Source organism: Streptomyces sp. NPDC002643, assembly GCF_053592555.1.
Map to the genome: position 1 here is coordinate 1 of NZ_JBSFVY010000015.1, position 19053 is coordinate 19053.

A 19053-nucleotide genomic window follows, 5' to 3' on the forward strand; every position below is an offset into this window, starting at 1 on the left:
GCAGTTCCCCGCGCCCCTGAAAGACACGGCCCCTGCGGGCCGAAAAGCAAGGGGCGCAGCCCCTGCTTTTCAGGGGCGCGGGGAACTGCGCGAGCAACCACACACGACCCGCAGTCGCCCCACAACCCCCACCCCCGAGCCAATTGACGGGTCCAGGGGCGCAGCCCCTGGGCCGGGCGGGGTCGAAGGGGCAGCCGCCCCTGGGGACGGGACGGGTAGGGGCGGCGGGGGCGGAAGAACACATACGGAAGGAGACGGTGGCCGATGGTCAACGCGCACAAGGACCCGGGAACACCCGACTGTCGAGGCGGCACCCGCTACCTGTGGTGGTTGGTCAGACAGCAGGCCGACCGGTCCGTGGCCGCGGCCCTCATCTCCTGCGTATGGATGGTGTTCCTGGCGACGAGCCCGTATCTGCTGTCCCAGGCGATCGACGAGGGGCTGCTGCCCGGTGACCACCGGGCGCTGCTGAAGTGGACGGCAGCGCTGTTCGTGGTGGGGGCCTTGAGTTCATGGCTCAACATCCTGCGGCATCGCACGATGATCCGGTTGCGGATGGACGCCAACTTCCGCACGGTCGAGGTCGTGGTCGCTCACGCGGTGCGGCTCGGCGCCGCGCTGCCACGCCGTGTCGGCTCCGGGGAGGTCGTGACCATCGGTGTCAGCGACGTGACCACGATCGCCACCTCCTTGACGGTCATCGGCCCCGGAGTGGGCGCGATTGCCGCGTACGGGGTGGTCGCCGGTCTGCTGGTGCCGCTGTCCCTGCCGATCGCGGCGGTCGTACTGCTCGGCATTCCACTGATCGCCGTGATCGTGGGGCCGCTGCTGCGGCGGTTGCAGAGCATCGAAACGGATTACCGGGAACGCCAGAGCGTGCTGACCGCGCGGATCGCGGATCTCGCGGGTGGACTGCGCGTGCTCAACGGGCTGGGCGGCAAGGGGCCCGTCCGGGACGCGTTCCGGCATGACTCCCGGCAACTGCGGGCCCAGGGCTACCGGTTCGCGGCGACGGCGAGCTGGGTGCAGGCGCTCGGTGTGGGCCTGCCGACGCTGTTCCTCGCCGTGGTGACCTGGCTCGCGGCTCGACTCGCCGTCCAAGGCGCCCTCACCGTGGGCGAGTTGGTGTCGGTGTACGGGTACGTCACCGTGCTGGTGCGGCCGACGGGGTACTTCGTCGAGTGGGGCTATCAGGTCAGCAGCGGCGTGGTGGCGGCGAGGCGCGTCATCCGGTTCCTGCTCCTGGAACCCCTACCGGACCACGGAATCCGGAACGCCCCCGCGGCACCCTCGGCACTGCACGACCCCGTCTCGGGCGCGCGGGTGCTGCCGGGACGGCTGACGGCGCTGGCCACCGCCCGGCCGGCCGAGGCCACGGCCCTGGTGGACCGCCTCGGCCGGTACGCCCCCACAGCGGTCACCTGGGGCGGGACACCGCTCGACGAGATCCCGTTGGCGCAGATCCGCGAGCGCATCCTCGTCGCGGACCACGAGGCGGACCTGTTCGCCGGGCCGATCCGCGCACTCGTCGGTGGACGACACGACCGCGATGACGTCACCATCACACGGGCTCTGCACGCGGCCGTCGCGGAGGACATCGTCCAGGGCCTGCCGGACGGGCTCGACTCGGCCATCGAGGCCCAGGGGCGCAACCTCTCCGGCGGGCAGCGCCAGCGCGTACGGCTGGTGCGGGCACTGTTGAGCGACCCCGAGATCCTCCTGGCCGTTGAACCGACCTCGGCACTCGACGCCCACACCGAGGCGCAGGTGGCGAGGCGGCTACGGGCAGCTCGCGAGGGCCGTACGACGGTCGTCACCAGCACGTCCCCGCTCATGCTGGATCACGCGGACACCGTCCACTATCTGGTCGACGGCAAGGTCGTCGCCACGGGCAGACACCGCGAACTGCTGGCGGAGGAGCCGGGGTACAGAGCGCTCGTGGCACGGGATTCGGGAGAGGACGGAGACACACCAGGTCTCCGCCGTACGACCCCGGCCGAAGACACACCAGGCATCCGCCATACGACGGCCCAAGACACACCAGGCATCCGCCATACGACGGCCCAGGACACACCAGGCCTCCACCGCACGGCGACCGAGGACACCCTCGACCGTCCGGCACCGCGCACGAGCATGACTCCGCCGCCCGAGGAGGCCGTACGGTGACCACGGATTCCCTGAGGAAATCCGCCAGTTCTTCCAGGACGCCTGCCGCCGTGGCCGTTCCCGGCCGGCTGCCCGTCGCCGAACCGGCCGAGGTGAGGCGGGCTGCCGTACAACTGGTGCGGACCGATGGACGGGCCTTTCTCGCCGTGCTGGTCCTGAACTCGGCCGCCGCCGGGGCGGGGTTGGCAGGGCCGTGGCTGCTGGGCCGGATCATCGATGAGGTGCGCGGCGGAGGTGGTGTCGGCACGGTCGACCGGCTGGCCCTGGCGATTCTGCTCGGTGCGGGAGCCCAACTGCTGCTGGCACGCTGGGCCCGGTATCTGGGGCACCGGTTCGGGGAACGGACCCTGGCGCGGGTGCGCGAGGAATTCGTGGACCGGACACTGGCGCTGCCCGCGTCGGTCGTGGAGCGGGCCGGGTCCGGTGATCTGACGGCACGCGGAACCGCCGATGTGGCGACGGTCGGTAAGACACTGCGTGATGTCGCCCCGGAGATCCTCATCAATGGCGTGCAGGCGGTGTTCCTTCTCAGCGCCGTGTTCGTGCTGGACCCGTTGCTCGGTGCCTTGGCGCTGTTCGGACTGAGCGGCATCTGGTTCGTGGTGCGCTGGTACATGCGCCGGGCGCGCGCCGGCTATCTCGCCGAGGGGCAGGCGAATTCCGAGGTCGCCGAGATCGTCGCCACGACCGCGTCCGGCGCCCGCACCATCGAGGCGTTGCGTCTGGAACAGCGGAGGATCGCCGCGAACCGGGACGCGCTTGAGGTGTCCCGGCGACGACGCATGTACACGCTGTTCCTGCGCACGGTGTTCTTCCCCGGTATCGACTTCTCGCATCTCGTGCCCGTCGTCACGGTCCTGCTGGCCGGTGGGGTACTGCACGAGCGTGGATCGATGAGCCTGGGCGCGGTCGTGGCGGCGTCACTGTATCTGCAACAGCTCAGAGGACCGCTCGACGAGATCTTGATGCGCGTCGAGCAACTGCAGAGCGGCAGTGCCTCGTACGCCCGGGTAGAGGGCCTGGCCGGGGCTCCACGGGCCGTCTCGCGCGAGTACCCGGTACCTGCGGACGACCGGATCGAGGTGGCCGGCGTGCGCTATGCCTACGATCACGGCGGCGAAGTCCTCCGCGGTGTCGACCTGACCGTCCGGCCCGGTGAGCGGCTGGCCGTGGTCGGGCCGTCGGGTGCCGGCAAGACCACGCTCAGCCGGCTCCTGGCCGGGATCGACGCGCCGACCGCCGGCACGGTGACGGTGGGCGGCGTCCCGATCACCGGCCTCGACCCCGAACGTCTGCGCCGCCAAGTCGTGTTGGTCACCCAGGAGCACCATGTCTTCCTGGGCACGGTCCGCGACAACCTCCTGATCGCCGAACCGGCCGCCACGGACGGGGAGTTGTGGGCGGCGCTGACGGCCGTGGGCGCGGACCAGTGGGTCCGTGACCTTCCTGAGGGCCTCGACACCCCGCTCTCCGAGGGCGGTCGCCGTACGGACGGCCCCCAGGCCCAGCAACTCGCCCTGGCCCGTGTGGTCCTGGCCGACCCGCACACCCTGATCCTCGACGAGGCGACCGCCCTCCTCGACCCCACGACCGCCCGTCACACCGAACGCGCTCTCGCCGCAGTCCTCCGGGGCCGCACCGTCATCGCCATCGCCCACCGCCTCCACACCGCCCACGATGCCGACCGCGTGGCCGTGATGGAGAACGGCCGCGTCACGGAACTGGGCACCCACGAGGAGTTGGTGGCGGCGAAGGGCGCGTACGCGGCGCTGTGGCGGAGGTGGCACGGGGAGGGGGCGCGCTGACTGCGGAAAACCGTACGATTCGCCTCCCCCCGCCGGTCCTGACGTGGCACTCTGGCCCAAGGTCATGGCGGTCGGGAACGGGAGGGGCTGGGCGATTTGGGTGTGGTGGGCAAGGGGGAACCGTACGTCTCGTTCATCGAGGCGGCGGGCGAACGCGTCCAGGTGGAGGTCCAGCCGCCCCAGGGCGGGTTCCGCCCGGTCTCCCGGGAGCGAGGGCTCGGCCATCTGTCGGAGACGTTCCGACCGGTGATGCGTGTGGCGGAGACGTTCGTCCGGGAGGTGAGGGACTCCCCGGCGCGGCCTGACGAGGTGCAACTGCGCTTCGGCGTCAAGTTGGCCGCGACCGGCGAGGCGGTGCTGTCGCAGGGCATCGCCGACGGGCACTTCGAAGTGACGCTCAGCTGGAGCCGGACCGAGCCGGTCACGGTGGAACGGGCGGCCCGGCTGGACGACTACGCCGACGCGGAGGAACCGCCTCGGCTGCGCGGCCCGGAATCGGACGACGTCTGGTGAGAGTCTTCATCAGCTGGTCGGGCCCCCAGGCACAACTGATGGCGGAGTCGCTCAAGGAGTGGCTCCCGCTCGTCATCCAGGTCGCTCAGCCCTTCGTCTCCTCCCAGGACATCTCCGTGGGCGATCGGCCGCTGCCGGTGATCGCCCAGGAGCTGGAGCAGACCTCCTCGGGGATCATCTGTGTCACCCGCGAGAACAGTCTCAAGCCCTGGATCAACTTCGAGGCGGGAGCCCTGTCGAAGACGGTGGGGCAATCCCGGGTGATCCCCTGTCTGCTGGATCTGCCGCCCAGCGATCTCACCGGCCCGATCGCGCAGTTCCAGGCCGTGCCCAGTAGCGACAAGGCCAAGGTCCTCGCCATGGTGCAGTCCCTGCGGGACCACGCCGGTCTGTCGCATCCGACGGACGCGCAGCTGGCCGCGACGTTCAACGCCTTCTGGCCGAACCTGGAGGCCAAGTTCGACGAGGCGCGCAGTGTGGCCGCTCCGGCCGACTCGGCGACTCCGACGCGTGACGCCGGCGAGATCCTCGAAGAGGTCCTGGTCCTGGCCCGCCGCCAGGAGAGCGTGCTGCGCACCATCGCCGAGCGCGTCGACTCCGCCGCACCGCTCCAGCACATCAGCAAGGGCAGAGCGAGCGCGTCGAGTGAGAGACCCGAGACGGACCGGCTGATCCTCGACGAACTGCTTACGGCTCTCTCCCTCCCCGCCGACCGCGCGACGGCCTACAGCTACGACCCCCATCGCCTCCCGGAGTCGTTCCAGGCCGTGTACGAGGCGGAGACGATCTCCACGGACAACATGGACGCGATCCAGGCGGAGGTGGAGGCGTTCGCCACTCTCAAGAGCCTGTTGGTGACGGTTCGTTCCACGGACGGCTACGAGATCATCTCCAGCCCCGGCAAACCCTCGGTCGTCCTCACCCCGCCCAAGCCGCCCGAGCCGGCGCCCGAGCCCCCTGGGCCCGCACCGACCGAGGCCCTACCGATCGAGGCGCCGAAGCACACGTGAGTCCCCTGCGTTCCCCTTGAGTTCCCCGGCCCCCGAGCCAACGGTCCGCATAGCGAACATGACCACCCGGCCAACGAACGATTTCCGGCCAACTTTTTGACGCGCTCCTGACAGGACCGCCACACTCCTGCCACTCTGCCCACAACCGCGTCACAGCAACCTCACAAGCGCCGTTTGCCGTGCCGCGCGGCACCCCCCACTCATGTGGTCGCGACACCCGTACACACCGCGTGCTTCCCGCACAACCGCACGACCCGCACGCGCCCCGTACACCCCGTTCTGCCCGGGCGGCGTCCACCCGCCCGGTCTCCCCTGGCCGTGCCAGTGGCGCGCGGCCGTGCAGAAGGAGTCAGTGTTGAGACGCCAGTCCCACAGACGCACCTCCCACACCGGCAACACCCCCCGCACCACCCCGCGACGCGCCGCCGCCGGCGCGCTCGTCGCCGTGACCGCCCTGTTGGCCGCGGCCGTCCAGACGGGCGCCGCCACCGCCGCCCCGGAGAAGGCACCGTCGGCCGCGGACAAGGCCGACTCGGGCTCGGTCTCGGTGAAACTCACCCCCGCCCAGCGCGCCGAGCTGATACGCGAGGCCAACGCCACGAAGGCGGAGACCGCCGACGAGCTGAGCCTCGGCGCCAAGGAGAAGCTGGTCGTCCGCGATGTCGTCAAGGACGCCGACGGCACCGTGCACACCCGGTACGAGCGGACGTACGACGGTCTCCCGGTCCTCGGCGGTGACCTCGTCGTGGAGACGACCAAGGCGGGCGAGACCGAGGGCGTCGTCAAGGCCACCAAGGCGAAGATCGAGGTCAAGTCCCTCACCCCGGCCGTCTCCGCCGGCAAGGCCGAGCGGCAGGCGCTCGGCGCGGCGAAGGCGGAGGACGCCAAGAGCCCCGACATCAACCGCGCCCCGCGCAAGGTGGTCTGGGCGGCGAGCGGCAAGCCGGTCCTCGCGTACGAGACGGTCGTCGGCGGCTTCCAGCACGACGGCACCCCGCAGGAGCTGCACGTCATCACCGACGCCACCTCCGGCGCCCAGTTGTACGAGTGGGAGGCCATCGAGACCGGCACCGGCAACACGGTGTACTCGGGCACGGTCGACCTGACCACCACACAGTCGGGTTCGACGTACAACCTGACCGACGGCGCGCGCGGCAACCACCGTACGTACAACCTGAACCGGGGCACCTCCGGCACCGGCACGCTCTTCTCCGGCTCGGACGACGTGTGGGGCAACGGCTCGCCGTCGAACCTGGAGTCGGCCGCCGCCGACGCCCACTACGGCGCGGCGCTGACCTGGGACTACTACAAGAACGTGCACGGCCGCAATGGCATCCGGGGCGATGGCGTCGGCGCCTACTCGCGGGTCCACTACGGCAACAACTACGTCAACGCGTTCTGGTCCGACTCCTGCTTCTGCATGACGTACGGCGACGGCTCGGGCAACGCCAACCCGCTGACGTCGATCGACGTGGCCGCGCACGAGATGACCCACGGGCTGACGTCCAACACGGCCGGGCTGAACTACTCCGGCGAGTCCGGCGGTCTGAACGAGGCCACCTCGGACATCTTCGGCTCGACCGTCGAGTTCTACGCGGGCAACTCCTCCGACGTCGGTGACTACCTCATCGGCGAGGAGATCAACATCAACGGAGACGGCACCCCGCTGCGTTACATGGACCAGCCGAGCAAGGACGGCTCGTCCAGGGACAGCTGGTACTCGGGCATCGGCTCGATCGACGTGCACTACTCGTCGGGCCCCGCGAACCACTTCTTCTATCTGCTCTCCGAGGGCAGCGGTGCCAAGACCATCAACGGCGTCAGCTACAACTCGCCCACCTCGGACGGCCTCGCGGTGACGGGTATCGGCCGCGACAAGGCGGAGAAGATCTGGTTCCGCGCGCTGACCACGAAGTTCACGTCCACGACCAACTACGCTGCCGCCCGCACCGGCACCCTCGCGGCGGCCGGTGAGCTGTACGGGACGACGTCCGCCGAGTACACGGCGGTCGCGGGCGCCTGGGCGGGCGTGAACGTCGGCACCCGGCCCGGCGGTGGCTCGGGCGGCGGCACCTCGTTCGAGAGCACGACCGACGTATCGATTCCGGACAACGGCTCGGCGGTCACATCGTCGATCACCGTCTCGGGCCGTACGGGCAACGCGCCCTCCAACCTCGCGGTCGCCGTGGACATCGTCCACACCTATGTCGGTGACCTCCAGGTGCAGTTGGTGGCCCCGGACGGCACGGCGTACACGCTGAAGGCGTACGGCACCGGTGGCAGCGCGGACAACCTCAACACCACGTACACCGTGAACGCGTCCTCCGAAGTCGCCAACGGGGTCTGGCAGTTGCGGGTCCAGGACAACGCGGCGCAGGACACCGGGTACATCAACAGCTGGAAGCTGACGTTCCCGTAGGCCCCGCGGATTCCATGGGACCGACGCGTCGTCAGGGCGCCGCCCCGGAGGTTCGACTCTCCGGGGCGGCGCCTTTTTTACCCGACGACGAGGGCCGCTTGGGCTTCCCTTTACCGCGCGTGACCTGCTTTTACGTGGCCGCAACATGGCCGGACCGTTGACTTTCGGCCAACATCACCGACCCCTCCTGACATGCACACGCCCCAGGTGTCACTCTTCCTCCACCCGCCGCACCAGCACCAGTACTTCCCCCACATAAGGAGCTTGTGTGACTCCCCTCTACGCGCGTCACAAGCGCACCACTCTGGCCATCGCGACCGCCGTCGCCGCCGGAGCCCTGCTGACCACCGGTCTGACCACGACCGGTGCCACCGCCCAGCCCACCGCCCCCGTCGCCGACAAGGCCGACCCGGGCGGCGCCCAGGTCCTGCTGACGCCGGCCGCGCGCACCGCGCTGATCAAGCAGGCCGACGCCACCACGACCGAGACGGCGGACGAGCTGAACCTCGGCGCCCAGGAGGAACTGGTCGTCCGCGATGTCGTCAAGGACGCCGACGGCACGGTCCACACGCGCTACGAGCGCACCTACGGCGGACTCCCGGTCCTCGGCGGCGACCTGGTCGTCCACGAGTCGAAGGCCGGCGACATCCAGAGCGTCACCAAGGCGACGAAGGCCGCCATCGAGGTCACCGACCTCACCGCGGACATCACCAAGGCCGCCGCCGAGAAGCAGGCGCTGAAGGCCGCCAAGGCCGAGGGCTCCACCAAGACGGCGGCCGACAAGGCCCCGCGCAAGGTCGTCTGGGCCGCGAGCGGCACACCCGTCCTCGCGTACGAGACGGTCGTCGGCGGCTTCCAGCACGACGGGACCCCGCAGGAGATGCACGTCATCACCGACGCGGAGTCCGGCAAGAAGCTGTACGAGTGGGAAGCCATCCAGACCGGCACCGGCAACAGCCAGTACAACGGCACGGTCACCCTCGGCACGACCCTCTCGGGCTCGACGTACCAGCTGAACGACACCACGCGCGGCAACCACAAGACGTACAACAAGGCCCGCGCGACATCCTCCTCCGCCGGCACCCTGTTCACCGACACGAACGACATCTGGGGCACCGGCAGCGCCTCCAGCTCCTCCACCGACCAGAACGCCGCGGTCGACGCCCATTACGGCGCCCAGGTCACCTGGGACTTCTACAAGAACGTCCTCGGCCGCAACGGCATCAAGAACAACGGCGTCGCCGCCTACTCCCGCGTCCACTACGGCAACGCGTACGTCAACGCCTTCTGGTCCGACAGCTGCTTCTGCATGACGTACGGCGACGGCGAGGGCAACGTCAAGCCGCTGACCTCCCTGGACGTGGCGGGCCACGAGATGACCCACGGCCTGACCTCGAACACGGCTGGCCTGAACTACTCCGGCGAGTCCGGCGGTCTGAACGAGGCCACCTCCGACATCCTCGGCACGGCGGTCGAGTTCTACGCGGCCAACTCCTCCGACGTCGGTGACTACCTCATCGGCGAGAAGATCGACATCAACGGCGACGGCAGCCCGCTCCGCTACATGGACCAGCCGAGCAAGGACGGCTCGTCGGCGAACTACTGGTCGTCGTCGCTGGGCAACCTGGACGTCCACTACTCGTCGGGCCCGGCGAACCACTTCTTCTTCCTGCTGAGCGAGGGCAGCGGCAGCAAGACGATCAACGGCGTCTCGTACAACTCCCCGACCTCCAACGGCTCGACCCTCACGGGCATAGGCCGGGACAAGGCCGTACAGATCTGGTACAAGGCCCTGTCGACGTACATGACCTCGACGACCAACTACAAGGGCGCCCGCACGGCGACCCTGAACGCGGCGTCCTCGCTCTACGGCTCCAGCAGCACGGAGTACGCGGCGGTGAACGCGGCCTGGGCGGCGGTGAACGTCACGGCGTAACCCCGACGTGGTGGTGTAGGTGAGTGGGGCGGCCCCCGGAGAGAAGGCGACTCCGGGTGCCGCCCTACGCTGTCCCCCATGCCCGGAACCGACAGCCCGTCCCCCGAAAACCCCTTCACCTACACCGAGGTGGGCGCCACCCGAGAGGGCCGCACCCCACCCGGCTTCAACCCCCTCCATGTCCGCACCCGCATCGGCGAGGGCGAGGCGGTCTTCGCGCGGGCGGCGGAGGCGGTCATGACCTGGGAGATGCACAGGGCGATGGGCGTGGGCATCAGGACGGACGCGCCGGAGGCGACCCCCGGCGCGGACGTGACGGTGACGCTGGCCGGCGTCATCAAGGCCCCTTGCCGAGTCGTCTGGACGGTCGACGAACCCCGCCGCAAGGGCTGGGCCTACGGCACGCTCCCCGGCCACCCGGAGTGCGGCGAGGAGTCCTTCGTGGTCGACCGCACGGGCGACGGCACGGTCTGGCTGACGGTGACGGCGTTCAGCCGGGGCGCGAAGTGGTACGCCCGCGCGGCCGGCCCGGCGACGCGAGGCTTGCAGCACGCGTACGCGAAGCGGTGCGGGGCGGTACTGCGGAGGTTGGCGGGGGACCCGGAGGACTGAGACCGCGCGTCACCCGCCGCCGATGAACCTCCGCCCTCGGCGTCTCCTGGTCGCCCGCACCCGGCCTCACCGCATCAACACCCCCGCCCCCTCGCCCACCCCCTCCAAAGGCACCGCCATCAACCCCAGTTCGGCGGAGGAGGCGAGCAGGCGGTGGGACGGAAGGACTCGGACCGTGTAGCCGAAGGGGCCGGTGCGGTCCAGGGTGAGGGGGCCCTCGTAGGTCCAGCGGCCTCCTTCGTTCGGGCCGCCCGCCGATTTCAGGGGGACGTAGGTCGCGTCCGTGATCCGGTCGTCGCCGTTCACCCGGCCCGAGACCGCTTGGACCTCGACGTCGTCGGGGGAGAGGTCGCCCAGGCCCACCTGCACCCGCAGCACCAGGGAGGCCCCGAGTTCCGCCGCCGTCACGTTCGTCGGGATCGCCGAGGTCTCCACATGGTCCACCGTCACCCGGTGCCAGGCGCCCCGGACGCGGGCCTTCCACTCGGCCAGCTCCCGCGCCGTGTCCGGCGGCAACGCGCGATGGGCGCGCGCGGCCGGGGCGTACAGGCGCTCCACGTACTCGCGGACCATCCGTCCGGCCAGCACCTTCGGGCCCAGATGGGTGAGGGTCTCGCGGACCATCTCGATCCAGCGGTCCGGCAGTCCGCTGCGGCCCCGCTCGTAGAAGCGGGGCGCCACCCGCTGTTCCAGCAGGTCGTACAGGGCCGCCGCCTCCACATCGTCCCGGCGGTCCTGGTCCAGCGTCGTACCGTCCGTCGCCGTGCCGTCCGCCGTCGGGATCGCCCAGCCGAAGTCCGGCCGGAACCATTCATCCCACCAGCCGTCCAGGACGGAGAGGTTGAGGCAGCCGTTGAGGGCCGCCTTCATCCCGCTCGTGCCGCACGCCTCCAGGGGGCGCAGCGGGTTGTTCAGCCAGACGTCGCAGCCGGGGTACAGCTTCTGCGCCATCGCCATGCCGTAGTCGGGGAGGAACACGATCCGGTGGCGTACGCGCGGGTCGTCGGCGAAGCGGACCAGTTCCTGGATGAGGCGTTTGCCGCCGTCGTCCGCCGGGTGGGCCTTGCCCGCGACCACGATCTGGATCGGGTGTTCGGGGTGCAGGAGCAGGTCCATCAGACGGTCCTGGTCGCGCAGCATGAGGGTCAGGCGTTTGTAGGAGGGGACTCGGCGGGCGAAGCCGATCGTCAGGACGTCCGGGTCCAGTACGTTCTCGATCCAGCCCAACTCGGCGGTCCCCGCGCCGCGTTGGCGCCAGGAGGCGTACAGGCGCTCCCGTACCTCCACCACCAGCTGTTCGCGCAGGACCCGCCGTAGCTCCCAGATGTCCTGGTCGGGGATGTCGCCGACGGCGTCCCAGCGCTCGGAGCCGCCCACCGTCATCGCGTCCTCGGTGCGCTCGGCGCCGATCTGGCGGGCGCCGAGGCGGAACACCTCGGGGGCCACCCACGTGGGCGCGTGCACCCCGTTCGTCACGGAGGTGATCGGGACCTCGTCGGCGTCGAAGCCCGGCCACAGGCCCGAGAACATCTCCCGGCTGACGTTGCCGTGCAGCAGGGAGACACCGTTGGCGCGCTGGGCGAGCCGTAGGCCCATCACGGCCATGTTGAAGACGTTCGGGTCGCCGCCCGAGTACGTCTCCATGCCGAGGCCGAGGACGCGTTCGACGTCGATGCGCGGGAGTTCGGCGTCGGGGCCGAAGTGGCGGGCGACCAGTTCGCGGTCGAAGCGGTCGATGCCGGCCGGGACCGGGGTGTGGGTGGTGAAGACCGTGCCGGCCCGGGCGGCCTCCAGGGCGGCGTCGAAGTCGAGGCCCTGGTCGCGGAGTTCGGCGATGCGCTCCAGGCCGAGGAAGCCGGCGTGGCCCTCGTTGGTGTGGAAGACCTCGGGGGCGGCGTGGCCGGTGAGGCGGCAGTACATGCGTACCGCGCGGACTCCGCCTATGCCGAGCAGCATCTCCTGGAGGAGGCGGTGTTCGCTGCCGCCGCCGTAGAGCCGGTCGGTCACCCCGCGTTCGCCGAGGTCGTTCTCCTCGACATCCGAGTCCAGCAGCAGCAACGGCACCCGGCCCACCTGCGCCTGCCAGACGCGGGCGTGCAGCCTGCGGCCGCCGGGCAACGCCAGATTCACCTGGGCCGGGGAGCCGTCCGCCTCCCGCAGCGGGACCAGGGGCAGCTCGTTGGGGTCCAGCACCGGATAGTGCTCCTGCTGCCAGCCGTCCCTCGACAGGGTCTGGCGGAAGTAGCCGTGCCGGTAGAGCAGACCGACGCCGATCAGCGGTACGCCGAGGTCGCTGGCCGCCTTCAGATGGTCACCAGCGAGGATGCCGAGGCCGCCGGAGTACTGCGGCAGCGCGGCCGTGATGCCGAACTCGGGGGAGAAGTAGGCGATGGCGGAGGGGAGTTCGGCGGACTGCCCTCGCAACGGGGTGTGCCCCTCCCCTTGCCCCAGCCCTTGCGTCTGCGTCTGGTACCAGCGGTCGCCGGTGACGTAGTCGCGCAGTTCGTCGGCGGCCACCGTGAGGCGGCGCAGGAAGCGGCGGTCCTCGGCGAGTTCGGCGAGGCGGCCGGTGGAGACGGAGCCGAGGAGTCGTACGGGGTCGCCGCCGGAGGCGGTCCAGCGCTCCGGGTCGACCGACTGGAAGAGATCACGGGTCTCCGCGTGCCAGGACCAGCGCAGATTGCGCGCCAGTTCGCTGAGCGGACGCAGGGCTTCGGGGAGGACGGGTCGGACGGTGAATCTGCGGATGGCCTTCACAGAGGATTCCACCTTCACGCCAGGACGTACGGGCCGGAAGGACGCACTCCGCTGTGCGCCCGCTCGTCACCCACGACGGTAACGGCGGAAGCGGCTCGGCAACTACGGTGCGTCCCACGGCTGTGCGGTTCGGTTGTCGGTACGGGGTGTCGTCTGTTGGTACGGGGTGTCGCCTGTTCGGTACGAGGTGTCGCCTATCGCTACGAGGTGCCGCCTCCGGGCAACTGCGACCCGTATGCGAGCACGGCGCATCCGTACCCCGGCTCCCCCGGCGGACAGTCCATCCCCCCACGTTCAGTCCTGAATTCGCCGCAACCTCCACATGTACCCCACGGGCGATATGGCCGATTCCGCCCCTCTGCACGACCTTGTGGCACTTCACACCGCACGAGAGGCTGCCGAGTGGCGTACCGGCCGACCTCGGCCGGTACGCCGACTTGAGGAGGGGGTACGCACACATGCCATATCTGTCAGCGGCCAGAGACAGGTGTCCGCGCCGGCCGGGAGGGCTGACGGCGGCCGTCACGGCGGTGGTGCTTTCGGCCATCGCCCTGCCCGCGCACGCCGCCGCCCCGGAGGGGGTCGTCCTCGGAGCCGGTGCCCCCGGTTCCGTCAGCGACAGTTACATCGTGACACTGAAGCCGGGCACACGGGCACCGTCGGAGGCGGGGAAGAGTGTCGCGGAGCGGTACGGGGCGAAAATACGCCACACATACAGCTCGGTCCTGAACGGATATTCCGTGAAGGTCAGCGAGAATCAGGCCAAACGACTCGCGGCGGACTCCCGGGTGGCGTCGGTCGTCCAGGACACGAAGGTCGCGTACGACCACAACCAGCGAAACCCGCCCTCCTGGGGCCTGGACCGCCTCGATCAGCCGAACCTGCCGCTCGACAAGAGCTACACCTGGCCGGAGTCGGCGGGCCGGGGCGTCACCGTGTACGTGATCGACACCGGCATACGCACCTCCCACAAGGACTTCGGCGGCCGGGCCTCCTCCGGCTGGGACTTCGTCCAGAACGACAGGAACGCCCAGGACGGCAACGGCCACGGCACCCATGTCGCCGCCACCGCCGTCGGCACCCGGTACGGCGTCGCCAAGAAGGCCGAGGTGGTCGCCGTACGCGTCCTCGACAACGCGGGCGCCGGGACGACGGCCCGGGTCATCGCGGGCATCGACTGGGTGACCAGGCACGCCGAGAAACCGGCCGTCGCCAATATGAGCCTCGGCGGCTACCGCAACGCGCAGTTGGACGCCGCCGTCCGCAACTCCATAGCCTCCGGGGTCACCTACACGGTCGCGGCGGGCAACGACGGGCTGCCCGCCGCCCTGTACTCGCCCGCGGGGGTGAAGTCGGCCATCACCGTCGGCGCCACCGACAAGAAGGACGCGCGGGCGAGCTTCTCCAACCTCGGCACGGCACTGGATCTGTTCGCGCCAGGCGTGGACATCACTTCCGCGTCACACAGGAGCGACACCGGAAAAGTGACCTATTCCGGTACGTCCATGGCGACCCCGCATGTCACCGGGGCCGCCGCGCTCTATCTCGCCGACCATCCGAAGGCGACACCGGCCCAGGTCAGCGAGGCGCTGGTGGGGCAGGCGGCTTCGGGCAAGGTGTCCGGGCGGGGGCTCGGCTCGCCGAACAAACTCCTCCAGGTCGACAATCCGTAGACAGCTGTAACACCACAGGTGAACAACCCTTTACCCAGAGCGACTAGAGTGGCCGGCCTCGTCCCCCTCGGACGAGGCCGGTCTTCTGTGTAGACATACGCGTGAGTAGTTAACAAAGTGCCGGAATGCCCACCCGCACTCCGTGGGAAGGCTCCACCGGTACGTCCCGCTGGCCCCACCTCCCCACACTCTCATCCGCCCACCCACGTTGACGCGGACAGGAGCGGTCATGCCCGCCACGCACCACTCGTCAGCACCCCCGACGACCAGTACCACCGGCGCGTCCAGTACCACCAGCACGTCCCGTACGCCCCCGGCCGCGCCCGACACCACCCCGGACGCGACCGACAGCACCCCCGCAAGCCCCGCGCGCCCGGCGCACACCGCCTCGCACGCGCCCACGAACACCGCCTCGCCTCCGGAGTTCCCGGCCATCGGCCGCATACCGGTCCTCGACGTACGGCCGTTGGTCCAGCGGGGCCGCCGGCCGGCGAAGGCCGTCGTGGGCGAGGCGTTCGAGGTCTCGGCCACCGTCTTCCGCGAGGGCCATGACGCGGTCGCCGCGAACGTCGTCCTGAGGGACCCGGAGGGCCGCCCGGCCCCGTGGACCCCGATGCGGGAACTCGCCCCCGGCACCGACCGCTGGGGCGCCACCGTCTCCGCCACCGGCGAGGGCCTGTGGACGTACACCGTCGAGGCCTGGAGCGACCCGGTCGCCACCTGGCGCCACGCCGCCCGCATCAAGATCCCGGCCGGTATCGACACCGAACTGGTCCTGGAGGAGGGCGCACGCCTGTACGAACAGGCCGCCGCCGGGGTCCCCGAGCAGGAGGTCGGCCATGACATCCTGCTCGCCTCGGTGGACGCCCTCCGCGACCCCGCCCGCCCGGCCGCGTCCCGCCTGGCGGCCGCGCTGACCCCGGAGGTGGACGAGGTCCTGGCCCGCCACCCCCTACGGGAGCTGGTCACCTCCTCCGACCCGCTGCCCCTGCTGGTCGAGCGCGAACGGGCCCTGTTCGGCTCCTGGTACGAGTTCTTCCCCCGTTCCGAGGGCACCCCCGAGCAGCCCCACGGCACCTTCCGAACCGCCGCCCGCCGCCTGCCCGCCATCGCCGCCATGGGCTTCGACGTCATCTACCTCCCCCCCATCCACCCCATCGGCACCACCCACCGCAAAGGCCGCAACAACACCCTCTCCCCCACCCCCGACGACGTCGGCGTCCCCTGGGCCATCGGCTCCCCCGAAGGCGGCCACGACACCGTCCACCCGGGCCTGGGCACCCTCGACGACTTCGACCACTTCGTCGACCGGGCACGCGAGCTGGGCCTTGAGGTGGCCCTCGACTTCGCCCTCCAGTGCAGCCCGGACCACCCCTGGGTGGAGAAGCACCCCGAGTGGTTCCACCACCGCCCCGACGGCACCATCGCCTACGCCGAGAACCCGCCCAAGAAGTACCAGGACATCTACCCCATCGCCTTCGACGCCGACATGCCCGGCCTCATCGCCGAGACCCTGCGCGTCCTGCGGCACTGGATGGACCACGGGGTCCGCGTCTTCCGCGTCGACAACCCCCACACCAAACCCGTCGTGTTCTGGGAGAAGGTCATCGCGGACATCAACCGCACCGACCCCGACGTCATCTTCCTCGCCGAGGCCTTCACCCGCCCCGCGATGATGCACACCCTCGGCGCGACCGGCTTCCAGCAGTCCTACACCTACTTCACCTGGCGCAACACGAAACAGGAACTCACCGAGTACGCCACCGAACTCGCCGGCGAGGCAGCGGCGTACATGCGGCCGAACTTCTTCGCCAACACCCCCGACATCCTCCACGAGTTCCTCCAGCACGGCGGACGCCCCGCCTTCGAACTCCGCGCCGTCCTCGCCGCCACCCTCTCCCCCACCTGGGGCATCTACTCCGGCTACGAACTCTGCGAGAACACCCCCCTCAAACCCGGCAGCGAGGAATACCTCGACTCCGAGAAATACCAACTCAAGCCCCGCGACTGGGAAACCGCCGAACACGACGGCCGCACCATCACCCCCCTCATCACCAGGCTCAACGCGATCCGGCGTCGGAGCCCGGCGCTGCGCCAGTTGCGGGACCTGCACTTCCATCACGCCGACAAGGAAGCGGTGATCGCCTACTCGAAACGCGCGGGCTCGAACACGGTTCTGGTGGTCGTGAACCTCGACCCCCACCACACCCAGGAGGCCACGGTCTCGTTGGACATGCCGCGACTCGGGCTCGACTGGCACGAGTCCGTGCTGGTGCGCGACGAGCTCACCGGCGAGGTCTACACCTGGGGCAGGAGCAACTACGTACGTCTCGAACCGGGCCGCGCGCCCGCGCACGTACTGACCGTCCTGCGACCGTCCAACCCGCAGATCGGAGGGTCACCCGCAAAATGATCGTCAACGAGCCCGTTCCGGACACCTTCGAGGACACTCCGCAGAAGGACCGGGACCCGGACTGGTTCAAACGCGCCGTCTTCTACGAAGTCCTCGTGCGCTCCTTCCAGGACAGCAACGGCGACGGCATCGGCGACCTCAAAGGCCTCACCGCCAAACTCGACTATCTGCAATGGCTGGGCATCGACTGCATCTGGCTTCCGCCCTTTTTCAAATCCCCGCTGAGGGACGGCGGTTACGACGTCTCCGACTACACCGCCGTACTCCCCGAATTCGGTGACCTCGCCGACTTCGTGGAATTCGTCGACGCCGCCCACCAGCGCGGAATGCGCGTCATCATCGACTTCGTCATGAACCACACCAGCGACCAGCACCCGTGGTTCCAGGAGTCGAGAAGGGACCCCGAAGGCCCCTACGGCGACTACTACGTCTGGGCCGAGAAGGACGACCAGTACCAGGACGCCCGGATCATCTTCGTCGACACCGAGGCGTCGAACTGGACCTTCGACCCGGTCCGCAAGCAGTACTACTGGCACCGCTTCTTCTCCCACCAGCCGGACCTCAACTACGAGAACCCGGCCGTCCAGGAGGAGATCATCTCGGCCCTGCGTTTCTGGCTGGACCTGGGCATCGACGGCTTCCGCCTCGACGCCGTGCCCTATCTGTACCAACAGGAGGGCACCAACTGCGAAAACCTTCCGGCTACCCATGACTTCCTGAAGCGGGTACGGAAGGAGATCGACGCCCACTACCCCGACACGGTGCTGCTGGCCGAGGCGAACCAGTGGCCGGAGGACGTCGTCGACTACTTCGGGGACTACACGAGCGGCGGCGACGAATGCCATATGGCGTTCCATTTCCCGGTGATGCCGAGGATCTTCATGGCGGTACGCCGTGAATCCCGCTACCCGGTCTCGGAAATCCTCGCCAAGACCCCCTCGATCCCGTCCAGCTGCCAGTGGGGCATCTTCCTCCGCAACCACGACGAACTCACCCTCGAAATGGTCACGGACGAAGAACGCGACTACATGTACGCGGAATACGCGAAAGACCCGCGTATGCGCGCGAACATCGGCATCCGCCGCCGACTGGCCCCGCTGCTGGACAACGACCGGAATCAGATCGAACTGTTCACGGCCCTGTTGTTGTCCCTGCCGGGTTCGCCCATCTTGTATTACGGAGACGAGATCGGCATGGGCGACAACATCTGGCTCGGCGACCGGGACGCCGTACGCACCCCCATGCAGTGGACCCCGGACCGCAACGCGGGCTTCTCGTCCAGCGATCCGGGGCGGCTGTTCCTGCCCACGATCATGGACCCGGTCTACGGCTACCAGGTGACGAACGTCGAGGCGTCCATGTCCTCGCCGTCGTCGCTGCTGCACTGGACCCGGCGCATGATCGAGATCCGTAAGCAGAACCCGGCGTTCGGGCTCGGCACCTACACGGAGTTGCAGTCGTCGAACCCGGCGGTGCTGGCGTATCTCCGGGACTACCAGGACGACTTGGTGCTGTGCGTGAACAACTTCTCGCGCTTCGCCCAGCCCACCGAACTCGACCTGAGCGCCTACAAGGGCCGCCATCCGGTCGAGTTGATCGGCGGGGTCCGCTTCCCCGCCATCGGTCAACTGCCCTATCTCCTCACCCTCGCGGGCCACGGCTTCTACTGGTTCCGCCTGCGGAAGGACACCGTGTAGACCGACCGGAACCCTCGCGCGGGCCGGTTTCCCCCGGCCCGCCCGGGGCACG

The 19053-nt window shown here is 69.6% G+C and carries 11 protein-coding genes; 10 read left to right on the forward strand and 1 reads right to left on the reverse strand.

What is annotated here, in order from left to right; all coding sequences use genetic code 11:
• Window positions 1-264: 264 nt before the first annotated feature.
• The 7 genes from ACWD4G_RS23090 (at window position 265) to ACWD4G_RS23120 (ending at window position 10461) form a co-directional block, all read left to right on the forward strand.
• Entirely contained in the window at window positions 265-2166 is a 1902-nt protein-coding gene (locus ACWD4G_RS23090; RefSeq protein WP_451296254.1) for an ABC transporter ATP-binding protein, read from the forward strand.
• A 50-nt stretch (window positions 2167-2216) separates the two neighbouring features.
• The gene (locus tag ACWD4G_RS23095) at window positions 2217-3971 is read left to right on the forward strand and encodes an ABC transporter ATP-binding protein (RefSeq protein WP_451296642.1); all 1755 of its coding nucleotides are present in this window, start codon (window positions 2217-2219) and stop codon (window positions 3969-3971) included.
• A gap of 102 nt (window positions 3972-4073) precedes the next feature.
• Entirely contained in the window at window positions 4074-4484 is a 411-nt protein-coding gene (locus tag ACWD4G_RS23100) for a CU044_2847 family protein (RefSeq protein WP_451296256.1), read from the forward strand.
• Window positions 4481-5494: a hypothetical protein gene (locus tag ACWD4G_RS23105; RefSeq protein ID WP_451296258.1), complete on the forward strand. Its 1014-nt coding sequence runs from the start codon at window positions 4481-4483 to the stop codon at window positions 5492-5494. Before ACWD4G_RS23100 ends, ACWD4G_RS23105 begins: the two co-directional genes overlap by 4 nt.
• A 352-nt stretch (window positions 5495-5846) precedes the next feature.
• Window positions 5847-7913 carry a M4 family metallopeptidase gene (locus ACWD4G_RS23110; protein WP_451296260.1) on the forward strand — a complete coding sequence of 689 codons (2067 nt, stop codon included), beginning with the start codon at window positions 5847-5849 and terminating at the stop codon, window positions 7911-7913.
• 268 nt (window positions 7914-8181) lie between these two features.
• Window positions 8182-9849 carry a M4 family metallopeptidase gene (locus ACWD4G_RS23115; protein WP_451296262.1) on the forward strand — a complete coding sequence of 556 codons (1668 nt, stop codon included), beginning with the start codon at window positions 8182-8184 and terminating at the stop codon, window positions 9847-9849.
• 78 nt (window positions 9850-9927) lie between these two features.
• Window positions 9928-10461: a DUF1990 family protein gene (locus tag ACWD4G_RS23120; RefSeq protein WP_451296264.1), complete on the forward strand. Its 534-nt coding sequence runs from the start codon at window positions 9928-9930 to the stop codon at window positions 10459-10461.
• Window positions 10462-10527: 66 nt separating this feature from the next.
• Here the strand turns inward: ACWD4G_RS23120 and ACWD4G_RS23125 are convergent, their stop codons facing one another.
• On the reverse strand, window positions 10528-13218 hold the full coding sequence (locus ACWD4G_RS23125) for a glycosyltransferase family 1 protein (protein ID WP_451296266.1): 2691 nt from the start codon (window positions 13216-13218) through the stop codon (window positions 10528-10530).
• Between the two features lie 458 nt (window positions 13219-13676).
• Between ACWD4G_RS23125 and ACWD4G_RS23130 the strand changes: the two genes are divergently transcribed.
• The 3 genes from ACWD4G_RS23130 (at window position 13677) to treS (ending at window position 19001) form a co-directional block, all read left to right on the forward strand.
• Complete coding sequence (locus tag ACWD4G_RS23130; protein ID WP_451296268.1) at window positions 13677-14891, forward strand: S8 family peptidase; 1215 nt, start codon at window positions 13677-13679, stop codon at window positions 14889-14891.
• A 229-nt stretch (window positions 14892-15120) separates the two neighbouring features.
• The gene (locus ACWD4G_RS23135; protein ID WP_451296269.1) at window positions 15121-17304 is read left to right on the forward strand and encodes a maltotransferase domain-containing protein; all 2184 of its coding nucleotides are present in this window, start codon (window positions 15121-15123) and stop codon (window positions 17302-17304) included.
• Entirely contained in the window at window positions 17301-19001 is a 1701-nt protein-coding gene (gene treS, locus ACWD4G_RS23140) for a maltose alpha-D-glucosyltransferase (protein ID WP_451296271.1), read from the forward strand. The genes ACWD4G_RS23135 and treS overlap by 4 nt, the downstream gene beginning before the upstream one ends.
• Window positions 19002-19053: the final 52 nt, after the last annotated feature.